The sequence below is a fragment of the Paraburkholderia sp. NPDC080076 genome, from assembly GCF_050281145.1.
GTDB lineage: Bacteria > Pseudomonadota > Gammaproteobacteria > Burkholderiales > Burkholderiaceae > Paraburkholderia.
This window is the reverse complement of sequence record NZ_JBNNWQ010000014.1, coordinates 176,520-200,416: the sequence shown is the minus strand read 5'-3', so window position 1 is coordinate 200,416 and position 23,897 is coordinate 176,520. Positions and strand designations below refer to the sequence as shown.

The 23,897-nt window shown below is 64.8% G+C and carries 21 protein-coding genes; 9 read left to right on the top strand and 12 right to left on the bottom strand.

Translation table 11 applies throughout. The annotated features are described in order from the left end of the window. Nucleotides 1–17: 17 nt before the first annotated feature. A complete protein-coding gene (locus ACQKRQ_RS37740) occupies nucleotides 18–1,004 on the bottom strand; it encodes an ABC transporter substrate-binding protein (RefSeq protein ID WP_427482733.1) in 987 nt (328 codons plus the stop codon). A gap of 187 nt (nucleotides 1,005–1,191) precedes the next feature. Here ACQKRQ_RS37740 and ACQKRQ_RS37735 point away from each other — a divergent pair, with 187 nt between their 5' ends. Then, entirely contained in the window at nucleotides 1,192–2,103 is a 912-nt protein-coding gene (locus tag ACQKRQ_RS37735; protein ID WP_427482731.1) for a LysR family transcriptional regulator, read from the top strand. A gap of 55 nt (nucleotides 2,104–2,158) precedes the next feature. Here ACQKRQ_RS37735 and ACQKRQ_RS37730 read toward each other — a convergent pair whose 3' ends face one another. From ACQKRQ_RS37730 to ACQKRQ_RS37710, 5 genes are all read right to left on the bottom strand, one after another. Next, nucleotides 2,159–3,760 (bottom strand): rhodanese-related sulfurtransferase, encoded by a 1,602-nt coding sequence (locus ACQKRQ_RS37730; RefSeq protein WP_408318479.1) that lies wholly within the window; start codon nucleotides 3,758–3,760, stop codon nucleotides 2,159–2,161. Beyond that, a complete protein-coding gene (locus ACQKRQ_RS37725) occupies nucleotides 3,757–4,365 on the bottom strand; it encodes a cysteine dioxygenase (protein WP_427482729.1) in 609 nt (202 codons plus the stop codon). The genes ACQKRQ_RS37730 and ACQKRQ_RS37725 overlap by 4 nt, the downstream gene beginning before the upstream one ends. Nucleotides 4,366–4,398: 33 nt before the next feature. Further along, entirely contained in the window at nucleotides 4,399–5,412 is a 1,014-nt protein-coding gene (locus tag ACQKRQ_RS37720; RefSeq protein ID WP_427482728.1) for an ABC transporter substrate-binding protein, read from the bottom strand. A gap of 61 nt (nucleotides 5,413–5,473) precedes the next feature. Beyond that, nucleotides 5,474–6,298 carry a class II aldolase/adducin family protein gene (locus ACQKRQ_RS37715; protein WP_427482726.1) on the bottom strand — a complete coding sequence of 275 codons (825 nt, stop codon included), beginning with the start codon at nucleotides 6,296–6,298 and terminating at the stop codon, nucleotides 5,474–5,476. 11 nt (nucleotides 6,299–6,309) lie between these two features. Further along, nucleotides 6,310–7,389 (bottom strand): LLM class flavin-dependent oxidoreductase, encoded by a 1,080-nt coding sequence (locus ACQKRQ_RS37710; protein ID WP_427482724.1) that lies wholly within the window; start codon nucleotides 7,387–7,389, stop codon nucleotides 6,310–6,312. 307 nt (nucleotides 7,390–7,696) lie between these two features. Here ACQKRQ_RS37710 and ACQKRQ_RS37705 point away from each other — a divergent pair, with 307 nt between their 5' ends. Further along, nucleotides 7,697–8,692, top strand: a complete 996-nt coding sequence (locus ACQKRQ_RS37705; RefSeq protein WP_427482722.1) for an LLM class flavin-dependent oxidoreductase — start codon at nucleotides 7,697–7,699, stop codon at nucleotides 8,690–8,692. An 84-nt stretch (nucleotides 8,693–8,776) separates the two neighbouring features. Here the strand turns inward: ACQKRQ_RS37705 and ACQKRQ_RS37700 are convergent, their stop codons facing one another. Then, a complete protein-coding gene (locus ACQKRQ_RS37700; RefSeq protein WP_427482720.1) occupies nucleotides 8,777–9,928 on the bottom strand; it encodes an alpha/beta fold hydrolase in 1,152 nt (383 codons plus the stop codon). 402 nt (nucleotides 9,929–10,330) lie between these two features. Between ACQKRQ_RS37700 and glgC the strand changes: the two genes are divergently transcribed. The 5 genes from glgC (at nucleotide 10,331) to ACQKRQ_RS37675 (ending at nucleotide 16,548) form a co-directional block, all read left to right on the top strand. Beyond that, entirely contained in the window at nucleotides 10,331–11,593 is a 1,263-nt protein-coding gene (gene glgC, locus ACQKRQ_RS37695; protein ID WP_132375063.1) for a glucose-1-phosphate adenylyltransferase, read from the top strand. A 61-nt stretch (nucleotides 11,594–11,654) separates the two neighbouring features. Next, nucleotides 11,655–13,115 carry a glycogen synthase GlgA gene (gene glgA, locus ACQKRQ_RS37690; protein ID WP_132375064.1) on the top strand — a complete coding sequence of 487 codons (1,461 nt, stop codon included), beginning with the start codon at nucleotides 11,655–11,657 and terminating at the stop codon, nucleotides 13,113–13,115. 294 nt (nucleotides 13,116–13,409) lie between these two features. After that, entirely contained in the window at nucleotides 13,410–14,276 is an 867-nt protein-coding gene (pdxY, locus tag ACQKRQ_RS37685) for a pyridoxal kinase PdxY (RefSeq protein WP_132375065.1), read from the top strand. A 231-nt stretch (nucleotides 14,277–14,507) separates the two neighbouring features. Further along, nucleotides 14,508–14,969, top strand: a complete 462-nt coding sequence (locus tag ACQKRQ_RS37680; RefSeq protein ID WP_132375066.1) for a hypothetical protein — start codon at nucleotides 14,508–14,510, stop codon at nucleotides 14,967–14,969. 427 nt (nucleotides 14,970–15,396) lie between these two features. Continuing rightward, the gene (locus tag ACQKRQ_RS37675) at nucleotides 15,397–16,548 is read left to right on the top strand and encodes a branched-chain amino acid ABC transporter substrate-binding protein (protein ID WP_427482719.1); all 1,152 of its coding nucleotides are present in this window, start codon (nucleotides 15,397–15,399) and stop codon (nucleotides 16,546–16,548) included. A 55-nt stretch (nucleotides 16,549–16,603) separates the two neighbouring features. On the opposite strand, the gene ACQKRQ_RS37670 is transcribed toward ACQKRQ_RS37675, so the two are convergent. Then, entirely contained in the window at nucleotides 16,604–18,517 is a 1,914-nt protein-coding gene (locus ACQKRQ_RS37670) for a DUF3857 domain-containing transglutaminase family protein (protein ID WP_427482717.1), read from the bottom strand. Beyond that, nucleotides 18,514–19,509, bottom strand: a complete 996-nt coding sequence (locus tag ACQKRQ_RS37665) for a helix-turn-helix domain-containing protein (RefSeq protein ID WP_427482716.1) — start codon at nucleotides 19,507–19,509, stop codon at nucleotides 18,514–18,516. The genes ACQKRQ_RS37670 and ACQKRQ_RS37665 overlap by 4 nt, the downstream gene beginning before the upstream one ends. A 106-nt stretch (nucleotides 19,510–19,615) precedes the next feature. Here ACQKRQ_RS37665 and ACQKRQ_RS37660 point away from each other — a divergent pair, with 106 nt between their 5' ends. Then, nucleotides 19,616–20,176: a hypothetical protein gene (locus ACQKRQ_RS37660; protein ID WP_132375070.1), complete on the top strand. Its 561-nt coding sequence runs from the start codon at nucleotides 19,616–19,618 to the stop codon at nucleotides 20,174–20,176. Between the two features lie 27 nt (nucleotides 20,177–20,203). On the opposite strand, the gene ACQKRQ_RS37655 is transcribed toward ACQKRQ_RS37660, so the two are convergent. Further along, nucleotides 20,204–20,869, bottom strand: a complete 666-nt coding sequence (locus ACQKRQ_RS37655; RefSeq protein ID WP_132375071.1) for a hypothetical protein — start codon at nucleotides 20,867–20,869, stop codon at nucleotides 20,204–20,206. Nucleotides 20,870–21,204: 335 nt separating this feature from the next. Here ACQKRQ_RS37655 and ACQKRQ_RS37650 point away from each other — a divergent pair, with 335 nt between their 5' ends. Then, nucleotides 21,205–21,342 (top strand): hypothetical protein, encoded by a 138-nt coding sequence (locus ACQKRQ_RS37650; protein WP_165923849.1) that lies wholly within the window; start codon nucleotides 21,205–21,207, stop codon nucleotides 21,340–21,342. Between the two features lie 255 nt (nucleotides 21,343–21,597). Here ACQKRQ_RS37650 and hutG read toward each other — a convergent pair whose 3' ends face one another. After that, nucleotides 21,598–22,413 (bottom strand): N-formylglutamate deformylase, encoded by an 816-nt coding sequence (gene hutG, locus ACQKRQ_RS37645; protein ID WP_427482714.1) that lies wholly within the window; start codon nucleotides 22,411–22,413, stop codon nucleotides 21,598–21,600. A gap of 76 nt (nucleotides 22,414–22,489) precedes the next feature. After that, a complete protein-coding gene (locus tag ACQKRQ_RS37640; RefSeq protein WP_427482713.1) occupies nucleotides 22,490–23,896 on the bottom strand; it encodes a formimidoylglutamate deiminase in 1,407 nt (468 codons plus the stop codon). Nucleotide 23,897: the final 1 nt, after the last annotated feature.

Below are 23,897 nucleotides of genomic sequence, written 5' to 3'. Positions count from 1 at the left end.
CACTCCGGCTGGCCGCGTCAAGGCAAAGGGAAGCTGCGATCGAAGCTCGGGCGCACGTCCAGATGCGCGCGGATCACATTGGCGGCTTCGTAGGTGTCCGCCGTGCGCTGCTGTGCGGCCACGACGCTGTCGTCGATCGCTACCGGATGCACCTGGCCGCGCTGATAGACGGTCTTCAGCACATCGGTCGGCAGGCCCGTGACACGCGACTGCATCGCCGCGACTTCGTCGGGATGCGAGAGCGCCCAGCGCTGGCCGACCGCCACGCGCCGCAGGAAGTCGGCGAGTTGTTCGCGTTTGTCGGTGATCGCGCGTTCAGTGGCGACCTGATAGCTCAGCCCTTCCGACAGACCGACGCCGTTGGCGATGATGCGGTCGTGATCGCGCGCTTCTCCGAGCGCCGTGTACGGGTCCCACACCGACCATGCGTCGACACTGCCCGAGGCGAGCGCCGCTTTCGCATCGGCGGGCGCGAGGAATACGAAGGTGACGTCGGTGAGCGGCACGTTGGCCTTTTTCAATGCGGCCAGCGCGAGGTAGTGGCCGATCGAGCCGCGCGTCGTGGCAATGCGCTTGCCCTTCAGACTCGCCGCGTCGTTGAGCGGCGACTGTGCGCCGACCACGATCGCCAGATCCAGCGGATTCGAGCGCGTCGCCGCGACCGCCCTCACTCGTGCGCCGGCGGCCAGCGCGAAGACGAGCGGCGCGTCACCGAGACCGCCGACGTCGACCGCACCCGCATTCAATGCTTCACCGAGCGGCTGCGCTGCCGGGAAGTTGAACCATTCGATCTTGTACGGCAGGTCTTTCAACTGGCCGGACGCTTCGAGAATGCCGCGCGTTTGCAAGGCTTGATCGCCGACCTTGAGCACCGGCAGATCGGCGGCATACGATGGCGCGGCGCACAGCAACGCTGACGCAGCAAGCGCGGCAACGCCGGGCGTTACAGACCACGCGCGTCGCACAACAGATCGGATTGCGAAAGAAAAACGGGAAGTCGTCATGGGCAGCGCGTGTGTCGTGGCAACGAGTTGATTTGCCATCGACGATAAGGCAGGCCTTTGTATAAGACAAACGCATTATTCTGCTAAGCAAATATGCGAAATTTTCTTACGCGACCGATGCGGGTACGCGCCGACGCGGGTATCATCGAGCGCATTCTTTTGCGCCTCTATCCGCTCACCGCTCATCATGAAGATCGACGAAATCGACGCCTACGTCACCGTGATTCGCTGTCAATCGCTGCAGCAGGCAGCGCTCTCGCTCGGCCTCACGCAACCGGCAATCACGCGCCGCTTGCAGAATTTCGAGGAAGCGCTCGGCGTCGAACTGCTCGACCGCAATACGCGTCCGCTGAAGGCGACGGCCACGGGACGCATCGTCTACGAACAATGTCGCGTGATCCAGCGCGAACTCGACGTACTGCGCGAGATCGTCGCCACCGACACGCCGCCAGTCGGCACGCTGCGTCTCGGCGTCGCGCAGACGATTGCGGATATCGCGCTGACCGAGGCGATGCGCGTTCTGAAGACGGACTATCCCGACTTGCAGGCGCGCGCGTCGACCGGTTGGGGCAGTCAACTGCTGCAACGCGTCGAACAGGGCGAACTCGACGCGGCGGCGATCCTGCTGCCCAGCAACAAGACCTTCGACGACGCGCTGTCGGCCCGCTCGCTAGGTCGCATCAAACTGGCGGTGGTCGCGCGGAAAGGGCTGCTGAAAAAGCGCGCGCATACGCTGGCGGAATGCCAGTCGATCGGTTGGGTGTTGAACCCGGACGGCTGCGGTTTCCGCGACGGCCTGCAACGCGCGCTCACCGGGCTCGGGCTCGCCCTCAAGCTGAACCTGGAAACGCTTGGCACCGAATTGCAATTGCAGCTCGTCGCGGACGGCAACGGTCTGGGTCTCGTGCCGCTGCCGTTACTGCAGATGAGCGCCCACGCAGACACGCTCGATATCATTCCGATCAGCGACTTCAAGCCGCTGATCGACATCTGGCTCGTGCAGCCGCGCGTGCTCGGCAAACTGCAACAGCCTGTCGAACGTTTCGGCGCGGCTGTCGAGCGGCAGTTCAAGGAAGCGCGCGCGCAGCGCGCGGCCTAAGCCGCGCCGCCCTCGCTCGCTTCGCCTGTTCGACGGTTTCGTCGCAGCAAACCGCTCAGATCACGCGAAACCCATGCGTACCGTCGCGCCCGAGTTGCGCGACGAGCCCATACTCCCATTCCAGATACGCGTTCATCGCTTCGCGCGCGTTATCGGTGCCCTCATAAGGCCGCCGGTAACGATCGATGCGCGCCGACGCCATGCGCGTCTCGCCACTCTCGAGCGGCAAGCCCGCTTCGATCCACGCCGTCGTGCCGCCGCTCAGCACCTGCACCGGCTTGCCGGTCAATGCCGCGACGTCGGGAGCGGCGAAGCGCGCGAGCTCGCCGCTGCCACAGGTCACGACGAAACGCTGCGCATCCGGCAGCTTGTGCAGTGCCTTCTCGAGTTCGCCGCGAATCACGAACCAAGCGCCGGGAATATGCCGCTTCACGTAATTCGCGCTGCTGGTGAAATCGAGCACGGCGGTGCCTCGCGATTGCAGCAGCGTGACCAGTCCGGCCGGCGTGATCTCGTCGGCGTCGGGTGCCGTGGGCGCATGGCGAACCGCGGGCGCCGCGCCCTTCTCGCCGAAGTCCGCCGCCATCAAACCATCGACGACATACACCTCGATATTCATCTGCGCGAGCCATGACGCGGTCATGTTCGCGCGCACGCCGTCGTTATCCGCGAGGATCACGCGCGCGCCGCGCACCGGCGCGAACATGTCGGTTTCCTGCACGAGCTGGCCGCCCGGCGCGCTGCGAAAACCGGGCACGTGGCCCGCTTCGTATTCTTCCGGCGTGCGCACGTCGAAGCGATACACGGTGCGCACCGCTTCGCCGGCCCAGCGGCGCGCTTCGTCGCGTGAAGTGCGGCCCACCTTCGCGCGATCCGCCACCGTGCGCGCCGAATCGGCGGCGGCCAGACGTAGCTGATCGTCGACAATCGGCTCGAACCTGCGCGAACTGCCGTGCGCGAGCGCCTGGCCAGCCAGCGTCCAGCCGATGGTGCCATTGCGCAGCGCCGCAACCGGGTTCGGCACACCCGCGTTGATCAGCGACTGCGCACCGATAATGCTGCGCGTGCGCCCCGCGCAATTGACGATGATCCGCGTCGCCGGATTCGGCGCAAGCTGGCGCGCGCGCAGCACCAGTTCCGCGCCCGGCACGCTGATGCTGCCGGGAATATTCATGGTGTGATATTCGTCGAAACGGCGTGCGTCGAGCACCACCGCGTCGGCTTCGTGATCGAGCAGCGCCTGCACTTGCGGCGCGGTCAGCGACGGCGTATGACGAACGCTTTCCACCAGTTCGCCGAACGCCTTGCTCGGCACATTGACGTCCTGGAACAGTTCGCCGCCGGCCGCGCGCCAACCTTGCAAACCGCCTTCAAGCAGAGCGACGTCGGTATAGCCCAGCTCGCCCAGACGGCGCGCGGCACGTTCGGCGAGTCCTTCGCCGGAATCGAACACCACGATGGGCACCGCCTGGCGCGGCAAGCGCACCGGCGCATCGAGTTCGAGCCGCGACAGCGGCAGATTGGCGGCAAACAGCGGATGACTGCGGGCGTGCGGATCTTCCTCGCGCACGTCGACGAGCGCGATTTCCTCGCGTTCGAGCAGTGCGCGGCGCACGTCTTCGAATGATCGGGTACGAAATGCCTGAACGAAACTCATGAGATCGGGGACTCCTTCGCAACATTCCAGATATTCGGCAACACGTCGTTCGCGTAGCCGGAGACAAAGGGCTTGCGGGCGGCGCCGTCCGGATAGACGGACCGTTTTACCGCGCCGATATTTGCACCGTACACGTGAATGCTGATCGACGTACGGTCACTAAAAGCGTTACTCACACGATGAATATCGCCAATGCGCGGCGACACTGCATCCACGGCGCCGGCATCCAGTCGTTTTGCCGCGCCGTTTTCCTGTAGCGCGCCGCCGGCGGCGATACGGTAACCCTGCGCAATTTCCGCGCCACGCAGCACACCGATCAAACCCCATACGGTGTGATCGTGCACCGGCGTCGCCTGCCCCGGTCCCCACACAAAACTGACGATTGAAAAACGCTGCCGCGCATCCGCGTACAACAGGTACTGCTGATACCGCTCGGGATCGGGTTGCGCGAAGGCGTCGGGCAGCCAGTCGTCGTGGGCGATCAGTTCGCGCAGCGCGGCGCCGCCGGTTTCCAGCAGATGCGCTTCGGGCGCCGCTTCGTCGACGAGCGACGCAATCCGGCCGGCGAACGCGCGCAGGCGGTCCGGCCTCAGGGCTTGAGTCATTGAGTATTCAGAAGGTAGGTTCGAATGGCGCGCTCACGCACCGTGGGCGAGCGCGGTGTTGAAGGTGTCGGTCCACAGCGGTGCGACGTCGACACGCCGCTCGATCACGGCGGCACGCGCGAAGGTATCGGCCACCTGCTGCTCGCTCGCAATATCCGCCGCCGTGATGCCGGTGACCCGGCGCGCCTGGCTCTGGTTGCGATAGAGCGAGAGGATCGCCTCCTCCGGCACGCGCAACTCGGCGGACAGCACCTTCGCGTACGCGTCCTGATGTTGCGCGAACCACGTGCACGCGCGTTGCAAGCGCACCAGCAGATCCGCGGACGCGGCGCGCCGCAGCGGATCGGCAAGCGTCGCCGGATGCCCGTAGTACAGGTAATTGCCCGACAGATAGCCGTTGGCGTTTTTCAGCACGCGCGCGCCAGCCTGCGAGATCGCGAGCGGCACGTTGTAGCCATAGATCGCCCAGGCATCGAGCGAGCCGGCGTTGAAAGCGGCGAAGCCGTCACGCGGCGCGAGCGAGGTCGCCTGGATGTCGTTGAACGAGAGTCCCGCTTCATCGAGCATGCGCAGCAAGTAGTAATGCGTGGTGGTCGCGCGCAGATAGCCGACGCGCTTGCCCTTGAGATCGGCGATCGAGCGGATCGTCGAACCTTTGGGCACCAGCACGACCTGGTTGTTGACGTCGTCCTTATAGACGGCGATCACGCGGATCTGCGCGTTCTGCAGGCGCGCGAAGATCGGTGGAATCTCGCTGCCCGAGGCGATGTCGAGCGAGCCGCCGTTCATCGCTTCGACCATCGCGTTGCCCGATTGAAATTCGGACCAGTCGATCGTGTAAGGCGTATCGGTCAGGCCCGCGGTTTTCAGCAGCGTGGCGTCGCCACCTTTGTAAGTGGCGACGCGCAGGCGGACTTTGCTCAGGTCCAGACGCGGATCGGTTGCGGTGTTGGGCGTGGGCGTGGCAGCAACGGCGGAGCGGGAGATCAGGCCGCTGCCCACTCCGAGCCATGCCGCAGCCGGCAACGCGGCTGACAGCGCAGCCATGAGCCGGCGACGCCGGTGCGAAACCGGCGAATTCGTACGTTGAGTCATCGTGTGGGAGCGTTCAGGTGAGGACGTCGGGCTCGGCTTCGACCAGCCCTTCCAGCAGGCTCTGGAACGCGAACAGCGCGCCGCCCGCGCGGCCGACCTGTTCATGCGTGAGCGTGGCGATGTCGTGCGGAATCGCTTGCGGCGTGCCGGCGGCTTCAGCGAGCAGTTGCGCCTGGCACGCGTTGTCGAGCGCGATGTACCACCACGCCGCCGCTTCCACGCTCGGGCCGGCCGTGAGAATGCCGTGATTCTTCAGGATCACCGCTTTGCGCTCGCCGAGCGCCGCGGCAATCCGCGCGCCTTCATCGGTATCGAGCACGACGCCGCGAAAATCGTCGAACAACGCGTGATCCTGATAGAAGGCGCACGAGTCTTGAGTCAGCGGATCGAGCGTACGGCCGAGCGTCGACCATGCCTTGCCGTACAGCGAATGCGTGTGGGCCGCCGCGACCACGTCGGGACGCGCTTCGTGAATCGCCGCGTGAATCGCGAACGCCGCCTGATTGACCGGTCCCTCGCCGACCACGATCTCGCCCTCGGCATTCACCAGCAGCAGATCGGACACGCGGATGCGGCTGAAATGCTTGCCGAACGGATTCACCCAGAAGTGATCGGGCCATTCCGGATCGCGCGCGGTGATGTGGCCCGCGAGCCCTTGATCGAAACCGTAGCGCGCGAAGAGACGAAACGCCACCGCGAGCCGCTCCTGCCGATAGCGGCGTTCAGCGGCGACGCTCTCGCGCGGCGGTACATCGTCGAACCAGAATTTGCGTTGCGGCGCGTGACGCCGGATTGCCGGTAGTTCCTTGGCGAACGTGGTGAGAGACAGATCGGTCATCGCGCCTCCGTTCACGCCGCCACGCGCTCGACGCGCGCGATACGTTCGCGGGTGGCGGGAATCAGTTCACGGCCGTAGTCGATGGCGTCTTCCAGCGGATCGAAGCCGCGCACGAGGAAGGTCGAGACACCAAGTGCGTGATATTCGGCGAGTGTATCGGCCACTTGCTCAGGCGTGCCGACGAGCGCGGTCGAATTCGAGCGTCCGCCGATTTCTTTCGCGATACCGGTCCACAACCGCTCGTCCACGCGATCCGAATCGCCCGATGCCGCGAGCAGCCGCCGTGCGCCTTCGCTTTGCGCGGGTCCACCCACGCCCATCCCTTGCGCCGCGCGCAGCCGCTTCGTTTCTTCGAGGATGTGTTCCGCGCGCTCCCAAGCCGCTGCTTCCGTGGCCGCAAGAATCGGCCGGAACGACACCGAGAAGCGCACGGTGCGGCCGTGCTTCGCGGCTTCCGCGCGCACGCGGGCGACCTGCTCGCGCACTTGCGCCTTCGACTCGCCCCACAGCGCGTAGACATCCGCGTGACGGCCGGCGATTTCGAGCGCGGGCGCCGACGCGCCGCCGAAGTACACCGGAATATGCGGCTGCTGCACCGGCTTTACTTCAGAGAAGCCCTGTTCGAAGCGGTAATACTGGCCGTTGTGATCGAAGGGTTTGGCTTCGGTCCAGATGCGCCGCAGGATGTGCAGGTACTCGTCCGTGCGGGCGTAGCGTTCGTCGTGCGAGAGGAAGTCGCCGTCGCGGCGCTGATCGGTGTCGTCGCCGCCCGAGATGATGTGCACCGCGAGGCGGCCGCCCGAATAGTGATCGAGCGTCGCCAGTTGACGCGCGGCGAGCGTCGGCGCGACAAAACCCGGCCGATGCGCGAGCATGAAGTGCACCTTGCTCGTCACGCTCGCCGCATGCGCGATCGTCAACAGCGCATCGGGGCTGGTGGAATGATGCGGCACGAGGATGCGGTCGAAGCCCGCGGCTTCATGCGCGCGGGCAAACTGTTCGACGTAATCGATGTCGATGACGGGACCTTGCGCCGCGTGGGTTTCGGACACCTTGCGGGTCTGGATCATGCCGATGAATTCGATGGACACGTGCGTGTCTCCCTGAATGGTTTCTGCCCGGCGGGGCGGTGACGTGACTGGCTGGATGCATGGCTTTCGTGCGAGGGGTTAAGGTAGCAGCGCGACATGCACTTGTTAAATATTGATCGGCCATATCTATATCGGATTTGCATGTAACGCTCGGACCCTCTAGCGACGCGTTTTGTGTTTCCAACGCCGCGCGCGAGCAAACCCCCTTTCACGAACGTGGGCATCGCGGCACCGTCAGCAGAAAAGCACAACCTTTGCGAGAATGCCCCATCGCGCGAAAGCGCCGGAAACAACAAGTGAACAGACAATGATCCCCTTCTCGGTCCTCGACCTCTCGCCGGTCACCGCGGGCGCCACGCCGGCAGACGCGTTCAGGAATACGCTCGACCTCGCCCAGCACGCGGAAAACTGGAATTACCGCCGCTTCTGGCTCGCGGAACATCACAACATGACGGGCATCGCCAGCGCGGCGACCTCGGTGGTGATCGGTTATGTCGCGGGCGGCACGAAAACGATCCGCGTCGGCTCGGGCGGCATCATGCTGCCGAACCATGCGCCGCTCGTTATCGCGGAACAGTTCGGCACGCTCGCCTCGCTGTATCCCGACCGCATCGACCTGGGTCTCGGCCGCGCGCCCGGCACCGATCAGAGCACTGCCCGCGCGCTGCGCCGCGATCTGCAAAATAGCGCGGAGTCGTTTCCCGACGACGTCGTCGAATTGCAGCGTTATTTCGCCGACCCCGTGCCGGGCCAGCGCATTCGCGCGGTGCCGGGCGCGGGGCTGAACGTGCCGCTGTGGCTGCTCGGCTCGTCGCTTTTCAGCGCGCAACTCGCGGCGGCGCTCGGTCTGCCGTTCGCCTTTGCTTCGCATTTCGCGCCGGATTACATGCTCACGGCGTTGCAGGTGTATCGCTCGCAATTCCGTCCGTCGGCCGCGCTCGACAAACCGTATGCGATGGTCGGCGTCAATCTGTTCGCCGCCGATACGAACGAAGAAGCGCAGCGCCTTTTCACCTCGCTGCAGCAGCAATTCATCAACCTGCGACGTGGCACGCCGGGTCAGTTGCAGCCGCCGGTCGAACGGCTCGAGGCGTCGGAGATGGAAGTGAACGGCGTGGCGCACTCGCTTGCCTGCACAGTGCTGGGCGATCGTGAGACGGTGCGCGAAGGCTTGAAGTCGGTCATCGATCAAACCGGCGCCGACGAGTTGATGCTCACCGCACAGATCTACGATCACAAGGCACGGCTGCGCTCGTTCGAGATCGGCGCGCAAGTGCGTGAGGAGTTGGCGGGCGGCAAGTAAGACAGGTAATTACGTCAACGAATGTAGAAAGGGCAGCGCGCGGCTGCCCTTTTTTCGATCTGCGAGAGTCAACCGACTCCTGACTCACCGGTTCGCCGGCACCGCCGCGAGACCGTCCAGCAACGCCTTATGAAACGCCTGCGGATCCTGCATCTGCGGCGCATGCCCCAGATCGGCGAATTCGACGAGCGTCGCATGCGGGATCGCCTTCGCGGCGGCCTTGCCGAGTTCCGGGTAATGGCCGATTTTCGCGCGCACTTCGGCAGGCGCGGCGTCCTTGCCGATCGCCGTGGTGTCTTTCTGGCCGATCAGCAACAGCGTCGGCATGCTCAACTGCCCCAGTTCGTACACCACCGGCTGCGTGTAGATCATGTCGTACAGCAGCGCGGAATTCCACGCGACGATCTGCTTGCCAGGACCGCGATACATGCCCGCCAGCATCTGCACCCACGGTTCGTAGTTGGCGCGCCATTGCCCCGCGTAATAGGTGGCCTGCTCATAGCGGCGAATGCCCTCGGCGGTCGTCTTCAGCTCACGCTCGTACCACTGATCCACGGACAGCGAGGGCACGCCCTTCGCCTTCCAGTCCTCCAGACCGATCGGGTTGACCAGCACCAGTTGCTGCGTCTCGCGCGGATACATCAGCGCGTAGCGAATCGCCAGCATGCCGCCGGTGGAATGGCCGATCATGGTCGCATTGGTCACGCCGAGCGATTCCAGCAACGCATGCGTATTGCGCGCGAGCTGTTGAAAACTGTACTGATAGTGCTCAGGCTTGCTCGACTTGCAAAAGCCGATCTGGTCCGGCGCGATCACGCGATAACCGGCGTCGGTCAGCCGATGAATGGTCGCGTCCCACGTCGCCGCGCAGAAGTTCTTGCCATGCAGCAGCACCGCTGTGCGGCCGTTCGCCTTCGCCGGCTTGATATCCATGTACGCCATATGCAGCGCCACCCCTTGCGAGGTGAAGTCGTACTGCTCGACCGGCGCCGGATAGTTGAAACCCTGCAACTCGGGACCGTAAGCCGTACCGGTATCGCCGGCGGCGCTCGTGGCGGCGGAAACGGCCTGGCTGGCCGGACTAGCCACGCTCGCCTCGCTCCGCGCGGCGGCACTCGCGGGCACGGCGGCGATCGCGGGTGTGGCGGCGGAAGCCGCTAAAACGGCGGGCGCGGAGGTGGCGGCTAGCGCGCAAACGCTCAACGTGGCGAGCAAGGACAGGCGGCGAAAACTCATCGAAGTTTTTTCTAAAGGGGAAACACGGCAGGCATGCGAGGCAAACGCACGGCGAAACCAACGCCCGAACCCGCGGCCGGGAGCGCACGATTCTACGACGCGCCGCCCGACTCTGCTGCCGCCGGCGCCCGCTGACAGCGGCATGGCGGTCGTGGCACGCATATTGCGGCTGCTCACCTCACGCCCTATGTGTCGTGGCGCACGGATCGCCGCGATGCAAGGGGTGATCGTGCGCAAGGTGGGCGCACGCGCGGCATCCGCACAATTCAGACTACTCCCCCGCGGCAAATCAGTGCTAGAACTAGCAGACGGACCCGCGAAGACGGAGCCGCCTCGCAGCACGATTCATCAGTGGAGAGCAAGCGACCAAACCATCCGGGGCATACTAATCAGGAGACAGACATGGACACTCCGGCACGGCTGAACGATCTGCAACGCACTACCCTCGCCATCGTCCTTGCGGGCGGACGGGGCACGCGGCTCGGGCCGCTTACCAACAAACGCGTCAAGCCGGCCGTGCACTTCGGCGGCAAATACCGGATCATCGACTTCGCGCTCTCCAACTGTCTGAACTCCGGCATCCGCCGCATCGCGGTCGTCACGCAGTACAAGGCGCACTCGCTGTTGCGCCATCTGCAGCGCGGCTGGAGTTTCCTGCGCGGCGAGATGGGCGAATTCATCGACTTGTGGCCCGCGCAACAGCGCGTGGAAGGTGCGCACTGGTATCGCGGCACGGCGGATGCGGTGTTCCAGAACCTCGACATCATCCGTTCGATCCGGCCGAAATATGTGGTGGTGCTGGCGGGCGACCACATCTACAAGATGGACTACACGCGCATGATCGCCGACCACGCGGAGAGCGGCGCGGATTGCACTGTCGGCTGTATCGAGGTGCCGCGCATGGAGGCGGTGGCCTTCGGCGTGATGCACGTCGATGAAAACCGCCGCGTGACCGGCTTCGTGGAAAAGCCCGCCGACCCGCCCGCCATTCCCGGCCGCCCGGATACGGCGCTCGCCAGCATGGGCATCTACGTGTTCAGCGCGGATTACCTGTATTCGCTGCTCGAAGAGAACATCTCCACCATCGACACCGATCACGACTTCGGCAAGGACATCCTGCCGCGCGTCGTCACGCAAGGCACGGCGATCGCGCATCCGTTCAGCATGTCGTGCGTGTCGTCGGATCCGAACGTGGAGCCGTACTGGCGCGACGTCGGCACGATCGACGCCTATTGGGCCGCCAATCTCGACCTCGCCTCCACCATCCCGACGCTCGATCTCTACGATCGCAACTGGCCGATCTGGACGTACCAGGAACAGTTGCCGCCCGCCAAGTTCGTGCGCGACATGAAGGGGCTGCAAGGCTCGGGCAATAATCTGATCGTGTGCGGCGGCTGCGTGATCTCGGGCTCGCAGATTTCGCGCTCGGTGCTGTCCTCGAATGTGAAGGTGAGTTCGTTCTGTAACATCAATGAGGCAGTCTTGTTGCCGCAGGTCACCGTCGGCGCGAGCTGCCGGCTGCAGAAAGTGGTGATAGACCGCGGTTGCGCGATACCGGACGGCACGGTGATCGGCGAAGATCCGGTGAGCGACGCCGAGCGCTTCTACCGTACCGACGACGGCGTCGTGCTGGTCACGCCGGAGGCGTTGCAGCAGAAGACGTAGCAGGACCGGATCGGTTGCCGCCGGCCATCCAACCCGCACTAACAGGACAGAGACGGAGCCTATGACGATTCGCGCCCTGCACGTCGCAAGCGAGCTGTATCCCCTCCTCAAAACGGGCGGTCTCGCCGACGTCGCGGGCGCGTTGCCGCCCGCGCTGATCGAGCGCGGCGCCGATGTGCGGGTGCTGTTGCCCGGCTTTCCGGCGGTGGTCGCCGGCCTGACCGATCTGGCGCCGGTCGCGCAGTTGGGCCGCCGCTTCGACGCGCCGGGCGTCACGCTCGAGCGCGGCACGCTGGCGTCGAACGGCCTGGTCGTCTATGTGATCCGCGCGGCCACGCTGTACGACCGGCCCGGCAATCCCTATCTGAATGACGAGCACGTGCCCTACGGCGACAACGCGCAGCGTTTCGCGCTGCTCGGCTGGGTCGCCGCGCAACTCGCCCAGCAACTGGACCCGGCATGGTCGCCGCAGATCATCCACGCGCACGACTGGCATGCGGGGCTCGCGCCGGCCTATCTGAAAGCGGCCGAACGGCAGCACGGCAAGCGCTTCGCGCGCAGCGTCTTTACGGTGCACAACCTCGCGTATCAAGGCGTGTTTCCCGCACATCAGTTCGGTCAGCTCGGCCTGCCGGACGATTTTTTCAGCGTGCATGGCGTCGAGTTCTACGGGCAACTGTCGTTTCTCAAGGCGGGCCTCTACTACAGCGACCGCATCACCACCGTCAGCCCGACCTATGCTCGCGAAATCCAGACGCTCGCCCAAGGCGGCGGGCTAGACGGTCTGTTGCGGCATCGCTCGCACGATCTGAGCGGCATCCTGAACGGCGTCGACTACACGGTCTGGTGTCCCGCCACCGATACGCTGCTCGAGAACCACTACAGCATGACGCGGCTCGCCGGCAAACTGGCGTGCAAGGAAGCGCTGCAAAAACGCTTCGGCCTCGCGCAGAAAAGCGATGCGCTGCTGTTCGGCGTGGTGAGCCGCCTGACCGAGCAGAAGGGCCTCGACCTGCTGCTCGAGGCTGTGCCCGAAATCGTCAAGCACGGCGGGCAGCTGATCGTCTTCGGCACCGGCGACCCGGCGCTGGAGAACGGTTTGAAACGCGTCGCGCATACGCATCCCGAATCCGTGGCGGTGGAACTGGGATTCGATGAAACGCTCGCGCATACGATTGTCGCGGGCAGCGACGTGATTGCGGTGCCCTCGCGTTTCGAGCCGTGCGGGCTGACGCAACTGTATGCGCTGGCGTATGGATCGCTGCCGCTCGTGCATAGCGTGGGCGGCCTCGCGGATACGGTGGTGGACGCCTCGCTCGAAAATCTCGCCGACGATCTCGCCACCGGTTTCGTGTTCGAGCGATTCGAACCGAAAGGCATTGGCGCCGCGATCCGCCGCGCCTTCGCGCTGTATGAACGCCGCACCGAATGGAAGGCAACCCAGCGGCGCGCGATGCGCCAGGACTTCGGCTGGGGCGCCTCGGCGGAGCGTTATCTGGCGTTGTATCGCGAGCTGGCCTGAGTTCGAACGGCTGTTGGGCAACCCCGCCACGCCGCTTTTTACGAGCCAAGAACGGCTTCGCAACCGTCCGTCACCATGCTCACGTCTGATGGTTCGGCGCAACAACGCGGGGACGGATCGACTCGCGCAAGGCAAACTCATGTATTGTTTCCTGACGATGCAGAGTGTGCCGATTTCCTGCACCATCTGAAGCAGTCCTGCCGCATGAGGCGTCCGGGTGCTAGCCGGATCGCCGCCGCGGTGCACCCTTCCCGTTTTCATTGATCGCGCATACCCGTTTGCGCGGGCCACACCATGACGAAAAACGTTCTGAGCATCCAGTCACATGTCGTCTTCGGTCACGCCGGCAATAGCGCGGCCGTGTTTCCGATGCGTCGGCTCGGCGTCAACGTCTGGCCGCTCAATACCGTGCAGTTCTCGAACCACACGCAGTACGGCCATTGGACCGGCAGCGCGATCGACGGCTCGCAAATGGAAGATCTGGTCGACGGCATCGGCGCCATCGGCATGCTGCCGCGCTGCGACGCCGTGCTGTCCGGCTATCTGGGCACGCCCGAACAGGCGCAGTCGGTGCTGGAAATCGTCAAGGCCGTGAAGGCCGCCAATCCGCGCGCCTGGTACTTTTGCGATCCGGTGATGGGCGCCGCGAGCGGCTGCAAGGTCGAGCCGGGCATCCAGGAATTTCTCGTGCGCACCATGCCCGAGATGGCCGACGCGATGGCGCCGAATCACACCGAATTGCAGCGCCTCGTGGGACGCGAGATCGAGACGCTGGAAGAAGCCGTGACGGCATGCCGCGAACTCATCGCACGCGGGCCGAAGCTGGTGCTGGTCAAACATCTGCTCGATCGTAACAGTCCCGCCGACCGCTTCAACATGCTGGTCGTCACCGAACGCGAATCGTGGATGGGGCAGCGCCCGCTCTATCCGTTCGCGCGGCAACCGGTGGGGGTCGGCGATCTGACGAGCGCGGTGTTCGTCGCGCGCACGTTGCTAGGCGATTCGATTCGCGCGGCCTTCGAGCACACGCTGGCCGCCGTGAATGCCGTGGTGAAGACGACCTGGCAGGCCGGCCGCTATGAGCTCGAACTGGTGGCCGCGCAGAATGAAATCGCGCAGCCGCGCGAGTGGTTCGATGCGTGGGTCGCGGATACGGCGTAGGTGGCGTGTTTCGCGCAGCGCAAGCAATCCGTAATGCGCGCCCCGTGACCAGCCGATTCGCGCCGCGTCGCTCGGCTGTCGACCAGAGTCCGGCGCTTGCGCGCCGACTCCGGTCCCATGCAAGATGCTTGCTGTCAGCCGCCCGTCCTATAATGCGTGCCGCGTGGACGAGGCACCTGCCAGCCCACACCGCATTTTTCAGGCATCCGGCATTCAGCAGACGAGGCATCGATGGACGGTTATATCCGCAGCGAGCGGGAAGAATTTTTTGAGCAGTTGTGCATCAGCGTCGATGCCGACGAGGCGCACGAACAGGAAGCGATCGAGTTCTTCGAGAGCCAGTTCGATCAGGCCGACTTCGATCCCGCGCAGTGGCTCGACATCGCGCTGTACTACTCGCCGGCCGTGGCGCGCGGCATCGTCGACATGGTGACGCCGGACGACAAGGCGCGCAGCAATATCGCCGAAGTCATCGCCGACAATCTCGACATCTCGTACGGCGAGGACGAGTGCCAGCAGTTCGCCGAGACCATCGAGTTCGCGCTCAACAACGGCGTGCCGGTTGACCTCGACCTGGTGCTCGACGGCTGCCAGCGCGCCCTCGACGATCTCGACACCTGGGCCGACGACGACACCAAGGCGCCACTGCTGCGTCTGCGCGAAGAGTTGTTGCGCCAGCAAGGCGAGCATTGAGCGCCTGGTTTTAAGCTCACAACGAGGCTTGACCTCGGCGCACCGCGCGCGGATTCACTCCCGCCGCTTTGCCACAGTCACATGGCCGGCGCGCTCGCGCCGGTCTCTTAAGCATATGCCGCAATCCGCACCCGCGCGCCGGCGCGGACACGCCGCCAGCGAACGCGCTGCGCCGGCTATGCCGAAATGCTCATTCAAAGTGCCTTGAACTGCCAAGACGACGGCAAATTGGCTTTCTATATTCGCGCCAGATTGACCGACGCTTAAACGCAAATGCGCACAAGTGCGCGCATTCCCGCATTGTTCAAAGCGACCGATCATCCGTAGTCTCTCGATGCGCGCCATGGGAAGTCCATGCTTGCGCGTCGATCCAGCGTTACTGCCTTGCCGCTTTCACAACCTGAAACTGTCGATGGAAGGAGAGACCATGAGTCTTCGCTACACGCTGAAACCGCTTGCCCTGTTCGTTGGCGCTATCTTCGCCATCGTGCCGCCGGCCAGCTACGCCGACGATCTGCCGGTGAAGGTCGGCTTCGCCGCGCCGCTGACCGGCGCCAACGCCGGCTACGGCAAGGACCTGGAGAACGGCGTCCGGCTCGCACTCGAAGAGGCCAACGCGCAAAAGATCAAGATCGGCGACAAGGTGGCCCAATTCCAGATCGTCTCCGAAGACGACCAGGCCGACCCGCGCATCGGCGTGCAGGCCGCGCAGAAACTGGTCGACGCGGGTGTGTCGGCCGTGGTGGGCCACTTCAATTCGGGCACGACGATTCCGGCTTCGCAGGTCTACGAGCAGGCCGGCATTCCGGTGATCGACCCGGCCGCCACCAATCCGATCATCACCGGACGCGGCTTCGCGAACACCTTCATGGTGATTTCCACCGACGCGCAGAACGCCGGCAACGCGGGCGTGTATGCCGTGGAAGTGACCAAGGCCAAACGCATCGCGATCATCGACGACCGGACCGCGTTCGGCCAGGGCGAGGCCGACGAGTTCGAGAAAGCGGTGAAAGCGCACGGCGGCAACATCGTGACGCGTGAGTACACCGACAACAAGGCGGTCGACTTCAGCACGCAGATCACCAAGATCAAATCGACCAATGCGGATCTGATCTTCTTCGGCGGCTTGGACACGCAGGCCGCGGGCTTTGCCAAGCGCATGAAGCAGTTGAGCATGAACGCGCAACTGGTGGGCGGCGGCGGCGTGATGGATCAGGATTTCATCAAGCTCGCCGGCGATTCCGCTGAAGGCGTGATGGCCTGGGAATACGGACGGCCACTCGCGCAGCTGCCTGGCGGCAAGGATTTCTCCTCGAAGTTCAAGAAGCGCTTCGGGGTGGATATCCTGTCCTATGCGCCGTTCGGCTATGACGGCGCATGGGCCGCGATCAAGGCGATGCAGAAGGCCAAGTCCATCTCGCCGAACGACTACCGGCCCACGCTGAAGGCCATCGATTTCGAAGGCGTGACCGGCAAGATTTCCTTCGACAACACCGGCGCGTTGAAGAGCGGCGCGTCGACGCTCTATCAGGTCAAGAATGGAGCGTGGGTGCCCATCGTGACCAAGAGCGGGAGTTAGGCGACTTCTGGTCCCGGCACGGGTGTTAATGCTTGCGCCCGTGCCGGCGGAATCGCTACGGGTTCTTCGAATTGGCGACCTTGACCACCAGTTCGGCCTCGAGATCGCGCTCGATCCGCACGAGATCGTCGTGCAGCTCGGCGAATTCACTTGCTGAACACATCTGATGACCAAAGGCGGCGCGCAGGTGCCGCCTGACCTGCAAGACCCGCGCGGCCGGATCGTAGACGTAGCTGGATGAAAAGGTCAGAAAGCGGTTTTGCACCGCGGTGTCGGACGGCAAATCCGTCACCCGTACGAAGCGCGGCAGCGTCATTTCCAAGGTCTCGTCGAACTCTCCGCCGATGCACGTCCAGGGCTGAGTCCTTGCGGGCTCCGCGAGCCACGCCTGCACCTGCGAGCCCATGCCGCCGGAAAAACTCGTCAAGGCTGGTATCGCCGTGGTGCCGTCGGTCCACACGAAGTGTTCCACCTTTCCCTGCATCGACGTGGAGAACGGTCCATTCGTGGCGCTGAGCTCCGCCGTGCGCAATTGCGTTGTGCCGTGCAAACCCGTCTGCAAAAGACGGTTCGCGGCGATCTGCTGCGTACGTTGCCGCGTCGCGCGCCGGAACGTGTTGCGCTCGATCTCGGCGGTAAAACCCGCGTCCTCGGCGCGGTAAGCGTAATTCGCCGCCCCGCTTTCGCCGATGTCGATCTGCACGCGCGCGCTGCGTTCGCGCAACTGCGTGGCCGGCGTGCGCGACAGCACGCCCTCGCCGACCAGCAACACCGGCCTGTCCATTACGCTCGGCGGCAGATAACCGAAAGCCGTGCCGCCCGCCGTCGTATCCGCATACAACGACAACTCAGGAATCCAGATAATCGCGTGATTGATCGCGCTTGTGCCGTAGCCGGGCACGTCCGGCAAACTGTAGTACGGGCCGAGATTGAGGAGCACCGCCTCGCTACGGATGCCGACGGCGGCCAGCATCGCGCCGTAGAGCGCGACGTGGTCCTTGCAGTCGCCGTAACGATTGCGCAGGATGTCGGTCGCCTTGTGTGGAATCGCCGCCGTTTCGCCGAGAAACAAGGCGACGTAGCGGATATTCAAACGCATCCAGTCGTATAGCCGTTGCGCTTTCACGCGCGGGTCGTCGGTGCCGGCGGTCAGCGCTTGCGCGAAGCGGACAATCGCCGGATCGCTGGCCGTTGCGTCGGCTGCGGGCCCGCGATAGCGCGCCGCAAAACTCGCAAAGTCCGGCACCGTCGACACCATCAGACGGTCGCCCCAGTTCGCGTAGCCGACCGCGCCCGCTTCGAGCGGCGCATACGGCCCGTGCTGATAGTCGAACTCGTAGCGGGTACGGCCGTTTGCCGTGACCGGCGGCACGGCGACGTAGCCGCGCGCGTCGGCGTAGAGCGGCACGTCGGCGGGCAGATCGAAAATCAGGCGCTGCAGTTCGACGGGGTCGCGCGTCGGTTCGACGAGATACGCGAAGGTGCCCGCCTGCAAGGGCTTCGTGCGCGTCTTGCGAAACGCCAGATGCACGCGCGAGCCCGGCTCCACGCCAGGGAAAATGACCGTGCGCAACACGCCGTCTTCGAAACTCGGCGCGCCTGCCGAGCGCGGCTCCTGCACGTCGCGGATCGCCTCGGGACCGACCGGATGCGCGACGCCGTCCAGGTCGATCGTCTCGGCGGCCAGCAACTGCACCTGCTCGATGTCCTTGTTGAACCACACGTAGCGTTGCGCGATATCGTCGACGCCGCTCGTGGTGTTGGCGCGCAGGACGGTGTCGTCGTGTTCCTCGACGGAGCCGTCTTTCTGGATCGTGAAGAGATGGACGTCGCGCTCGATCGTGGAAGGCGCGCGATCGTCGCCGGATGTGGCGGACGCGCTGTCGTCGGCGAACGCGCTGGCGGCGAGGCATACGCCCAGTGCCGACCCGCAGGCCAGCCTGAGAAAAAACGCCACGCAGCGCGTCATGTGCGCCGCGCCCTGCCCCGCGCGCGCCAGGCTCGCGGACTCGAAGCGAACTCTGCGCGAAACGCGTGATTGAAATTCGACAGATCGTTGAAGCCGCAATCGAACGCGATATCGACGACCTTCGCGCCGCCGTCCTGAAGACGCAGCGCCGCGGCGCGCAAGCGCGCCCGCAACAGGTATTGATGCGGCGTCACGCCGGTCACGCGCTGGAACGTGCGCAGAAAGTAGAACTCGCTCAAGCCCGCGGCGGCCGCGAGGCTCGCGAGCGAATGCGGCGCGCCGGGCGTGTCGTCGATCAGCCGCACGGTCTGCGCGACGCGCGAACAGGCCGTGGCGCTAGCGGGCGCAGCGGGACGCGTCAAGGCGCTGGCCGCTTGCAGCGTCGTGGCGGCCAGTTCGACGGCGAGTTCGTCCCATGCTGTTGCGGCAGAGCCGCTTACGCCGGCACCAGCACTAGCACCGGCATTCGCTCCAGCGCCGACAGCAGAACCTGCACCTGGATCGGCTCCAACTTCACCCCCAGTTGCAGCACCAGCACCGACACATGCACGCGCGATCAACGGCGACAACGCACGCAGCGACGGCAAACGCGCGCGTTTGAATTGCAGATTGCCGCGCGCCAGCCCCGCATCCGCGGCAAGCCGTTCGAAGTACGCCGGCGCATAGTGAAACGCGATGCAACGGTCGCCGGCGCCATGCCGATGCCCGCACTCGAAGCAATCACCCGTGTTGCCGAGCAGTAGCGCGCCGGGCGTGAGCAACTCGCGGCCGGTCGCCGCGCGGTAAGCGAACGAGCCCGCCACCACCATCGCGATGCACACACCGTCGTGCCGCTCTTCGAACGGCTGGTCGCGCGGGCCGAAGGTGCACAACACATCCTCGACGCGCCACCCTGTGCCCCCGGCGAGCGCGCGCGCCGACGTGCCGCCGCGCGCGCCTTCCTGTTCGCGGCGGGCCAGCGCCTGTTGCAGCGTGACGGCAATTTTCCCCAAGATGCACCTCGGCTGAGTCCGTATCGTGGTTTTAGCACATCGGCGGCCGGCGCGTTTCCGTTGGCTCCGCCGATGCCGATCCCGCTATGCACCGAAGGAGCACACGATGAACCGGCTGGAGTACAACCTGGATAGCGGCTTTCACGCCGCCCTGAGCGCGCCCGCGCGCGCCGCGGACATCGACGCCGCCGACGACCTCTACGGCTGGCTGATCGGCAGTTGGGACATGGACGTGGTGCATTACCGCGTCGACCTGGGCAGCGCGCGCCGTCGCGGCGAAATTCATTTCGGCTGGGTGCTGGAAGGCCGCGCCGTGCAGGACGTCTGGATCATGCCGCCGCTCGCCGCACAACGCGACGCGCCGACGCCCGGCGACGCGATGTACGGCACGACCTTGCGTGTCTGGGACCCGGCGCTGCGGGCATGGCGGGTCACGTACCTCAATCCGCGGACCGGTCAGCGTGACGAGTTGGTGGGCCGCCGCATCGGCGAGCATCTCGTGCAGATCGGCACACACGCCGACGGCACGCCGATTCGATGGAACTTCACCGACATCACGCCGGATTCGTTCCGTTGGACCGGCGTGGCGCTCGCACAGGACGGCGTGACGTGGACGCTCGAGGCCGAGTTTCACGCTCGCCGCAGGAGCTCCTCTCAGCCCACGTAAGCGAGCGCCAGCTCGCGCCTCGCTGCATCACTCCGTTTCGCCGAGTTGCCCGAGCAAAGCCTGCAATCGCTCCACGTGCCTGAGCAGCAGATGCCGGTGCTTTTCGATCTGTTCGAGCCGTCCCGCGAGGTCCGCCTGGATCGGGTCGTCGAGATCGGCGGCGGCGATCACGTCTTCCACCTTGGCGCGCATCGTCGCCAGCTCCACCGGCGCGTGAGTCAGATGCCGCTCGAAACGCCGCACGTCCTGAATCGCCACGTCGCGGACTTTGCGGAAGTGCGCCTGACGCCGATGCGCCTCCGCGTCGAGGATTTCTTCCTCGACACGCTTGGCCGGCCCCGGCTGGCCGAAAATCGGCTCGGGTGGCCGCAGCACCGTCTTCTTTCGCACCGGATGCGCCGTACCGCGAAACCGCGCGAGCGGCTGTTCGTTGTCGATCGCTTCACGCGCGTTGGGCGGAATGTCGTGCTCGGTGTGCGGCACGTTCATCCAGCCGCCCGGCAAGCCGGTGACCGCTTCGATGCCCCGCACGAATTCCTCGCTGAATTCGCGCTGGCCGGACAACATCAGTTTCAGATAGCTCGCGGAGAAGGTCATCATGCGCGCGAGTCGCGTCGCCGCGCCGACCTCGCGGGTCAACAGCACCAGGTTTGCTCGCCAGACCGGGAGCAGCAATTCGTCGGAATCTTCCATTGCTGGGTCTTCCATCTTTTTGCCCGATGTAGAGATCACGCGCCACTCGCGCGTTATCGTATTGAAAGGGTAGACGCATCACCGCATGGCGCGCAATCCCGATATGCCACTGCGTGAGCGTCGATCTGTCGTAATTACACGCCACTGCGCCATTGCGCACCATTGCCCGCTATCCATTGCCGGTGGCGGCTCGCGACGATCGACGTTGTGAATTGACATCTGCATTTGTTCAGCGTTCCTCCGCTCTGCCCTCGCGATGTGGCATGCTTGCAGGCGGTTGCGGCACGCCCCGTGCTGCACCGTTAGTACCCCAACACTGATTTAAGGATTTTGTAATGAAGAAGATCGTCCTCGCCATCGCCGCAGCCGTTGCAGCCCTGAGCGCCATCGCTCCCGCACAAGCTTATGAGCATCATCATCCCGAGTGCCACAAGGTGCGCGTTCATCATCACTGGGAAAAACGCTGCCATTAATGGCGGTGCCACGCTCTGACCGGCACGGCACATCGTAAAGCCCCGCTGCAGGCGGGGCTTTTTTTCGCCATCGAGTCGGCGCGGAGCAGGCAGATTTCTTCAACGCGCTATATACGTTCTGCGCGAAAACGGCAGCATGCAATCACGGACACATGCTGTTACACCTTTGCGGTGTCGGCCGAGGCGCGCACGGCGCCGAGCAACTTGCGCGGCGCCGTGAATCGCGTGGCAAAGAAGAGAAGATGACGCGCGGCGTCACGCCGTCTTGACGCGCTCCAAGGCCTTCACGGCCAGCGCTTCCAGCAGAGGCTCGACCTTCGCGGCCAGCGTTTCGTCATACGCATATGGCATATGCTCTTCCATATACGTGATCTGCGAGAGTTCGAGTTGCAAGGCATGCACGCCTTGCGACGGCTGACCATACTCGCGCGTGATATAGCCGCCCTTGAAGCGGCCGTTGGCAACCGCCGTATAGCCGCCGTCGTGTTGCTCGACAATAGCAGCCATATCCTCGGCCAATCCGGCCACCGCGCTCGCGCCATTCGAGGTGCCGAAGTTGAAATCGGGCAGACGTCCCTCGAAAAAACGCGGCACATGCGAGCGGATCGAATGCGCTTCCCACAGCAGCACCTTGCCGTGTTTCGCTTTCAGCGCCGCGAGTTCGCCTTGCAGCGCCTCGTGGTAAGGCTTCCAGTAAGCCTCGCGACGGCGCGCGACTTCCGCCTCGTCCGGCAGATGGCCGTCCAGGTACAACGGCTCCTTGTCGAACGTGTCGACTGGCAGCAGGCCGGTCGTGTCCTGGCCCGGATAGAGATTCGCGCCGTCGGGCGGACGGTTCAGGTCGATCACATAGCGCGCGTAGGTGGGCGCGAGAATCGACGCGCCCATGCGTTTCGCGAACGCATAGAGACGGTCCAGATGCCAGTCGCAATCGTCGGTGCGCTGCGCGACGGGTGTCATCGTCGCCGCGATATCGGCCGGGATTTGCGTACCCAGATGCGGAATCGAAATGAGGAACGGCAGGCTTCCCCGATGCAGCGAGAAAACCGGCGGAGTGTTCGAAGCAGTCATGTCAGTCCGGAATCGATAGGATCGAAGGATCGGTTCAGCAACTCATGCGAGGCGCGCCGGCAAGTTGGCGCGTCATTCATTTGAGCAGGTCCGCCAGCGCCACGCGATAGCGCGCGTACGCGCCCTCTTCATCGCGATGCCTGCGGTTGTCGACGACCTTGTCGCCGCCCGCGTAAACGTCGCGAATCGGCGTTTCGCCATGCTCGCAGAATACAACGCCCGAGAGCCACGCGTTCGGCGCATGCTCGGCGATGCTCGAATGATCCGCGTCGAGCACCAGCCAATCGGCGCGGCGGCCGGCTTGCAGCGCGCCGACCGCTCTGCCCGTCGCGCGCGCGCCGCCTTCGAGCGAGGCGTCGAAGAGACGATCGGCGACGTGCGTGGCTTGCGCCGACGCCAGTACGTTGCGCTGCCGGCGCGTGAGACGCTGGCCGTATTCGAGCAAACGCAGCTCCGCACGCCAGTCGACGCCGATATGGCTATCCGAGCCCACGCCGATGCGTCCGTTCGCGTCGAGATACTCCTGCGCCGGAAAAATGCCGTCGCCGAGATTGGCTTCAGTAGTCAGGCACAAACCGGCGACCGCGCCGCTTTTCGCGAGCGCCAGCGTTTCGTTCGCATCGACGTGCGTGGCGTGCACGAGGCACCAGCGGCTGTCGACATCGAAACGATCCAGCAGCCATTGCACCGGACGCGCGCCTTCGGTTTCGAGGCAGGCGTCGACTTCAGCGGTTTGCTCGGCGATATGGATATGAACGGGCGCCGTGTCCTCGATTCCACCGAGTAACGCACGCAACGAATCCGCGGATACGGCGCGCAGCGAATGCGGCGCCACGCCATAACGCAACGCGGCAGTTTCGGGGCGCGCCGCGCGCAACGTGCCGAGCAGATCGAGCAGACTGTCCGGCGTGTTGATGAAACGCTGCTGATCCTCACGCGGCGCGCGCGCACCGAAGCCGCTGTACTGATACAGCACCGGTAGCATCGTCATGCCGATGCCGCTCGCCGACGCAGCATCCACCACGCGTTGCGCGAGTTCGGCCTGGTTCGCGTACCGGCTGCCGGTGGGCGTGTGATGCACGTAGTGGAACTCGCACACCGACGTATAGCCCGCCTTCAGCATTTCGATGTACAGCCATTGCGCGACGCTCGCCAGGCCTTCCGGCGTGATGCGTGCGGCAAAGCGATACATCAGATCGCGCCAGCTCCAGAAGTTATCCGTCGCGCCGGCGCCAGATGCGCGATATTCAGTGAGCCCAGCCATCGCGCGCTGAAACGCGTGCGAATGCAGGTTCGGCATGCCGGGCAGTACCGGACCAGCAGCCTTCTGCACGCCGGCGGGCGGCGTCGACGTATCGGGTGTGACGGCGGTGAGCGTGCCGTTTGCGTCCCACTCCAGCAGCACGTTGCGGCGCCAGCCATCCGGCAGGTATGCGTGCTCGGCGAACAGCGATTGATTCGATTGCTTGTGCGGTTCAGTCATC

What these genes read in the sequence shown, in the direction of transcription:
- glgA (WP_132375064.1), top strand. Translation starts at nt 11,655, where the DNA reads ATGACGATTCGCGCCCTGCACGTCGCAAGCGAGCTGTATCCCCTCCTC.
- ACQKRQ_RS37705 (WP_427482722.1), top strand. Translation starts at nt 7,697, where the DNA reads ATGATCCCCTTCTCGGTCCTCGACCTCTCGCCGGTCACCGCGGGCGCC.
- ACQKRQ_RS37715 (WP_427482726.1), bottom strand. Translation starts at nt 6,298, where the DNA reads ATGACCGATCTGTCTCTCACCACGTTCGCCAAGGAACTACCGGCAATC.
- ACQKRQ_RS37700 (WP_427482720.1), bottom strand. Translation starts at nt 9,928, where the DNA reads ATGAGTTTTCGCCGCCTGTCCTTGCTCGCCACGTTGAGCGTTTGCGCG.
- ACQKRQ_RS37680 (WP_132375066.1), top strand. Translation starts at nt 14,508, where the DNA reads ATGGACGGTTATATCCGCAGCGAGCGGGAAGAATTTTTTGAGCAGTTG.
- ACQKRQ_RS37725 (WP_427482729.1), bottom strand. Translation starts at nt 4,365, where the DNA reads ATGACTCAAGCCCTGAGGCCGGACCGCCTGCGCGCGTTCGCCGGCCGG.
- ACQKRQ_RS37730 (WP_408318479.1), bottom strand. Translation starts at nt 3,760, where the DNA reads ATGAGTTTCGTTCAGGCATTTCGTACCCGATCATTCGAAGACGTGCGC.
- hutG (WP_427482714.1), bottom strand. Translation starts at nt 22,413, where the DNA reads ATGACTGCTTCGAACACTCCGCCGGTTTTCTCGCTGCATCGGGGAAGC.
- ACQKRQ_RS37740 (WP_427482733.1), bottom strand. Translation starts at nt 1,004, where the DNA reads ATGACGACTTCCCGTTTTTCTTTCGCAATCCGATCTGTTGTGCGACGC.
- ACQKRQ_RS37720 (WP_427482728.1), bottom strand. Translation starts at nt 5,412, where the DNA reads ATGGCTGCGCTGTCAGCCGCGTTGCCGGCTGCGGCATGGCTCGGAGTG.
- ACQKRQ_RS37655 (WP_132375071.1), bottom strand. Translation starts at nt 20,869, where the DNA reads ATGGAAGATTCCGACGAATTGCTGCTCCCGGTCTGGCGAGCAAACCTG.
- ACQKRQ_RS37640 (WP_427482713.1), bottom strand. Translation starts at nt 23,896, where the DNA reads ATGACTGAACCGCACAAGCAATCGAATCAATCGCTGTTCGCCGAGCAC.
- ACQKRQ_RS37650 (WP_165923849.1), top strand. Translation starts at nt 21,205, where the DNA reads ATGAAGAAGATCGTCCTCGCCATCGCCGCAGCCGTTGCAGCCCTGAGC.
- glgC (WP_132375063.1), top strand. Translation starts at nt 10,331, where the DNA reads ATGGACACTCCGGCACGGCTGAACGATCTGCAACGCACTACCCTCGCC.
- ACQKRQ_RS37660 (WP_132375070.1), top strand. Translation starts at nt 19,616, where the DNA reads ATGAACCGGCTGGAGTACAACCTGGATAGCGGCTTTCACGCCGCCCTG.
- ACQKRQ_RS37735 (WP_427482731.1), top strand. Translation starts at nt 1,192, where the DNA reads ATGAAGATCGACGAAATCGACGCCTACGTCACCGTGATTCGCTGTCAA.
- ACQKRQ_RS37675 (WP_427482719.1), top strand. Translation starts at nt 15,397, where the DNA reads ATGAGTCTTCGCTACACGCTGAAACCGCTTGCCCTGTTCGTTGGCGCT.
- pdxY (WP_132375065.1), top strand. Translation starts at nt 13,410, where the DNA reads ATGACGAAAAACGTTCTGAGCATCCAGTCACATGTCGTCTTCGGTCAC.
- ACQKRQ_RS37670 (WP_427482717.1), bottom strand. Translation starts at nt 18,517, where the DNA reads ATGACGCGCTGCGTGGCGTTTTTTCTCAGGCTGGCCTGCGGGTCGGCA.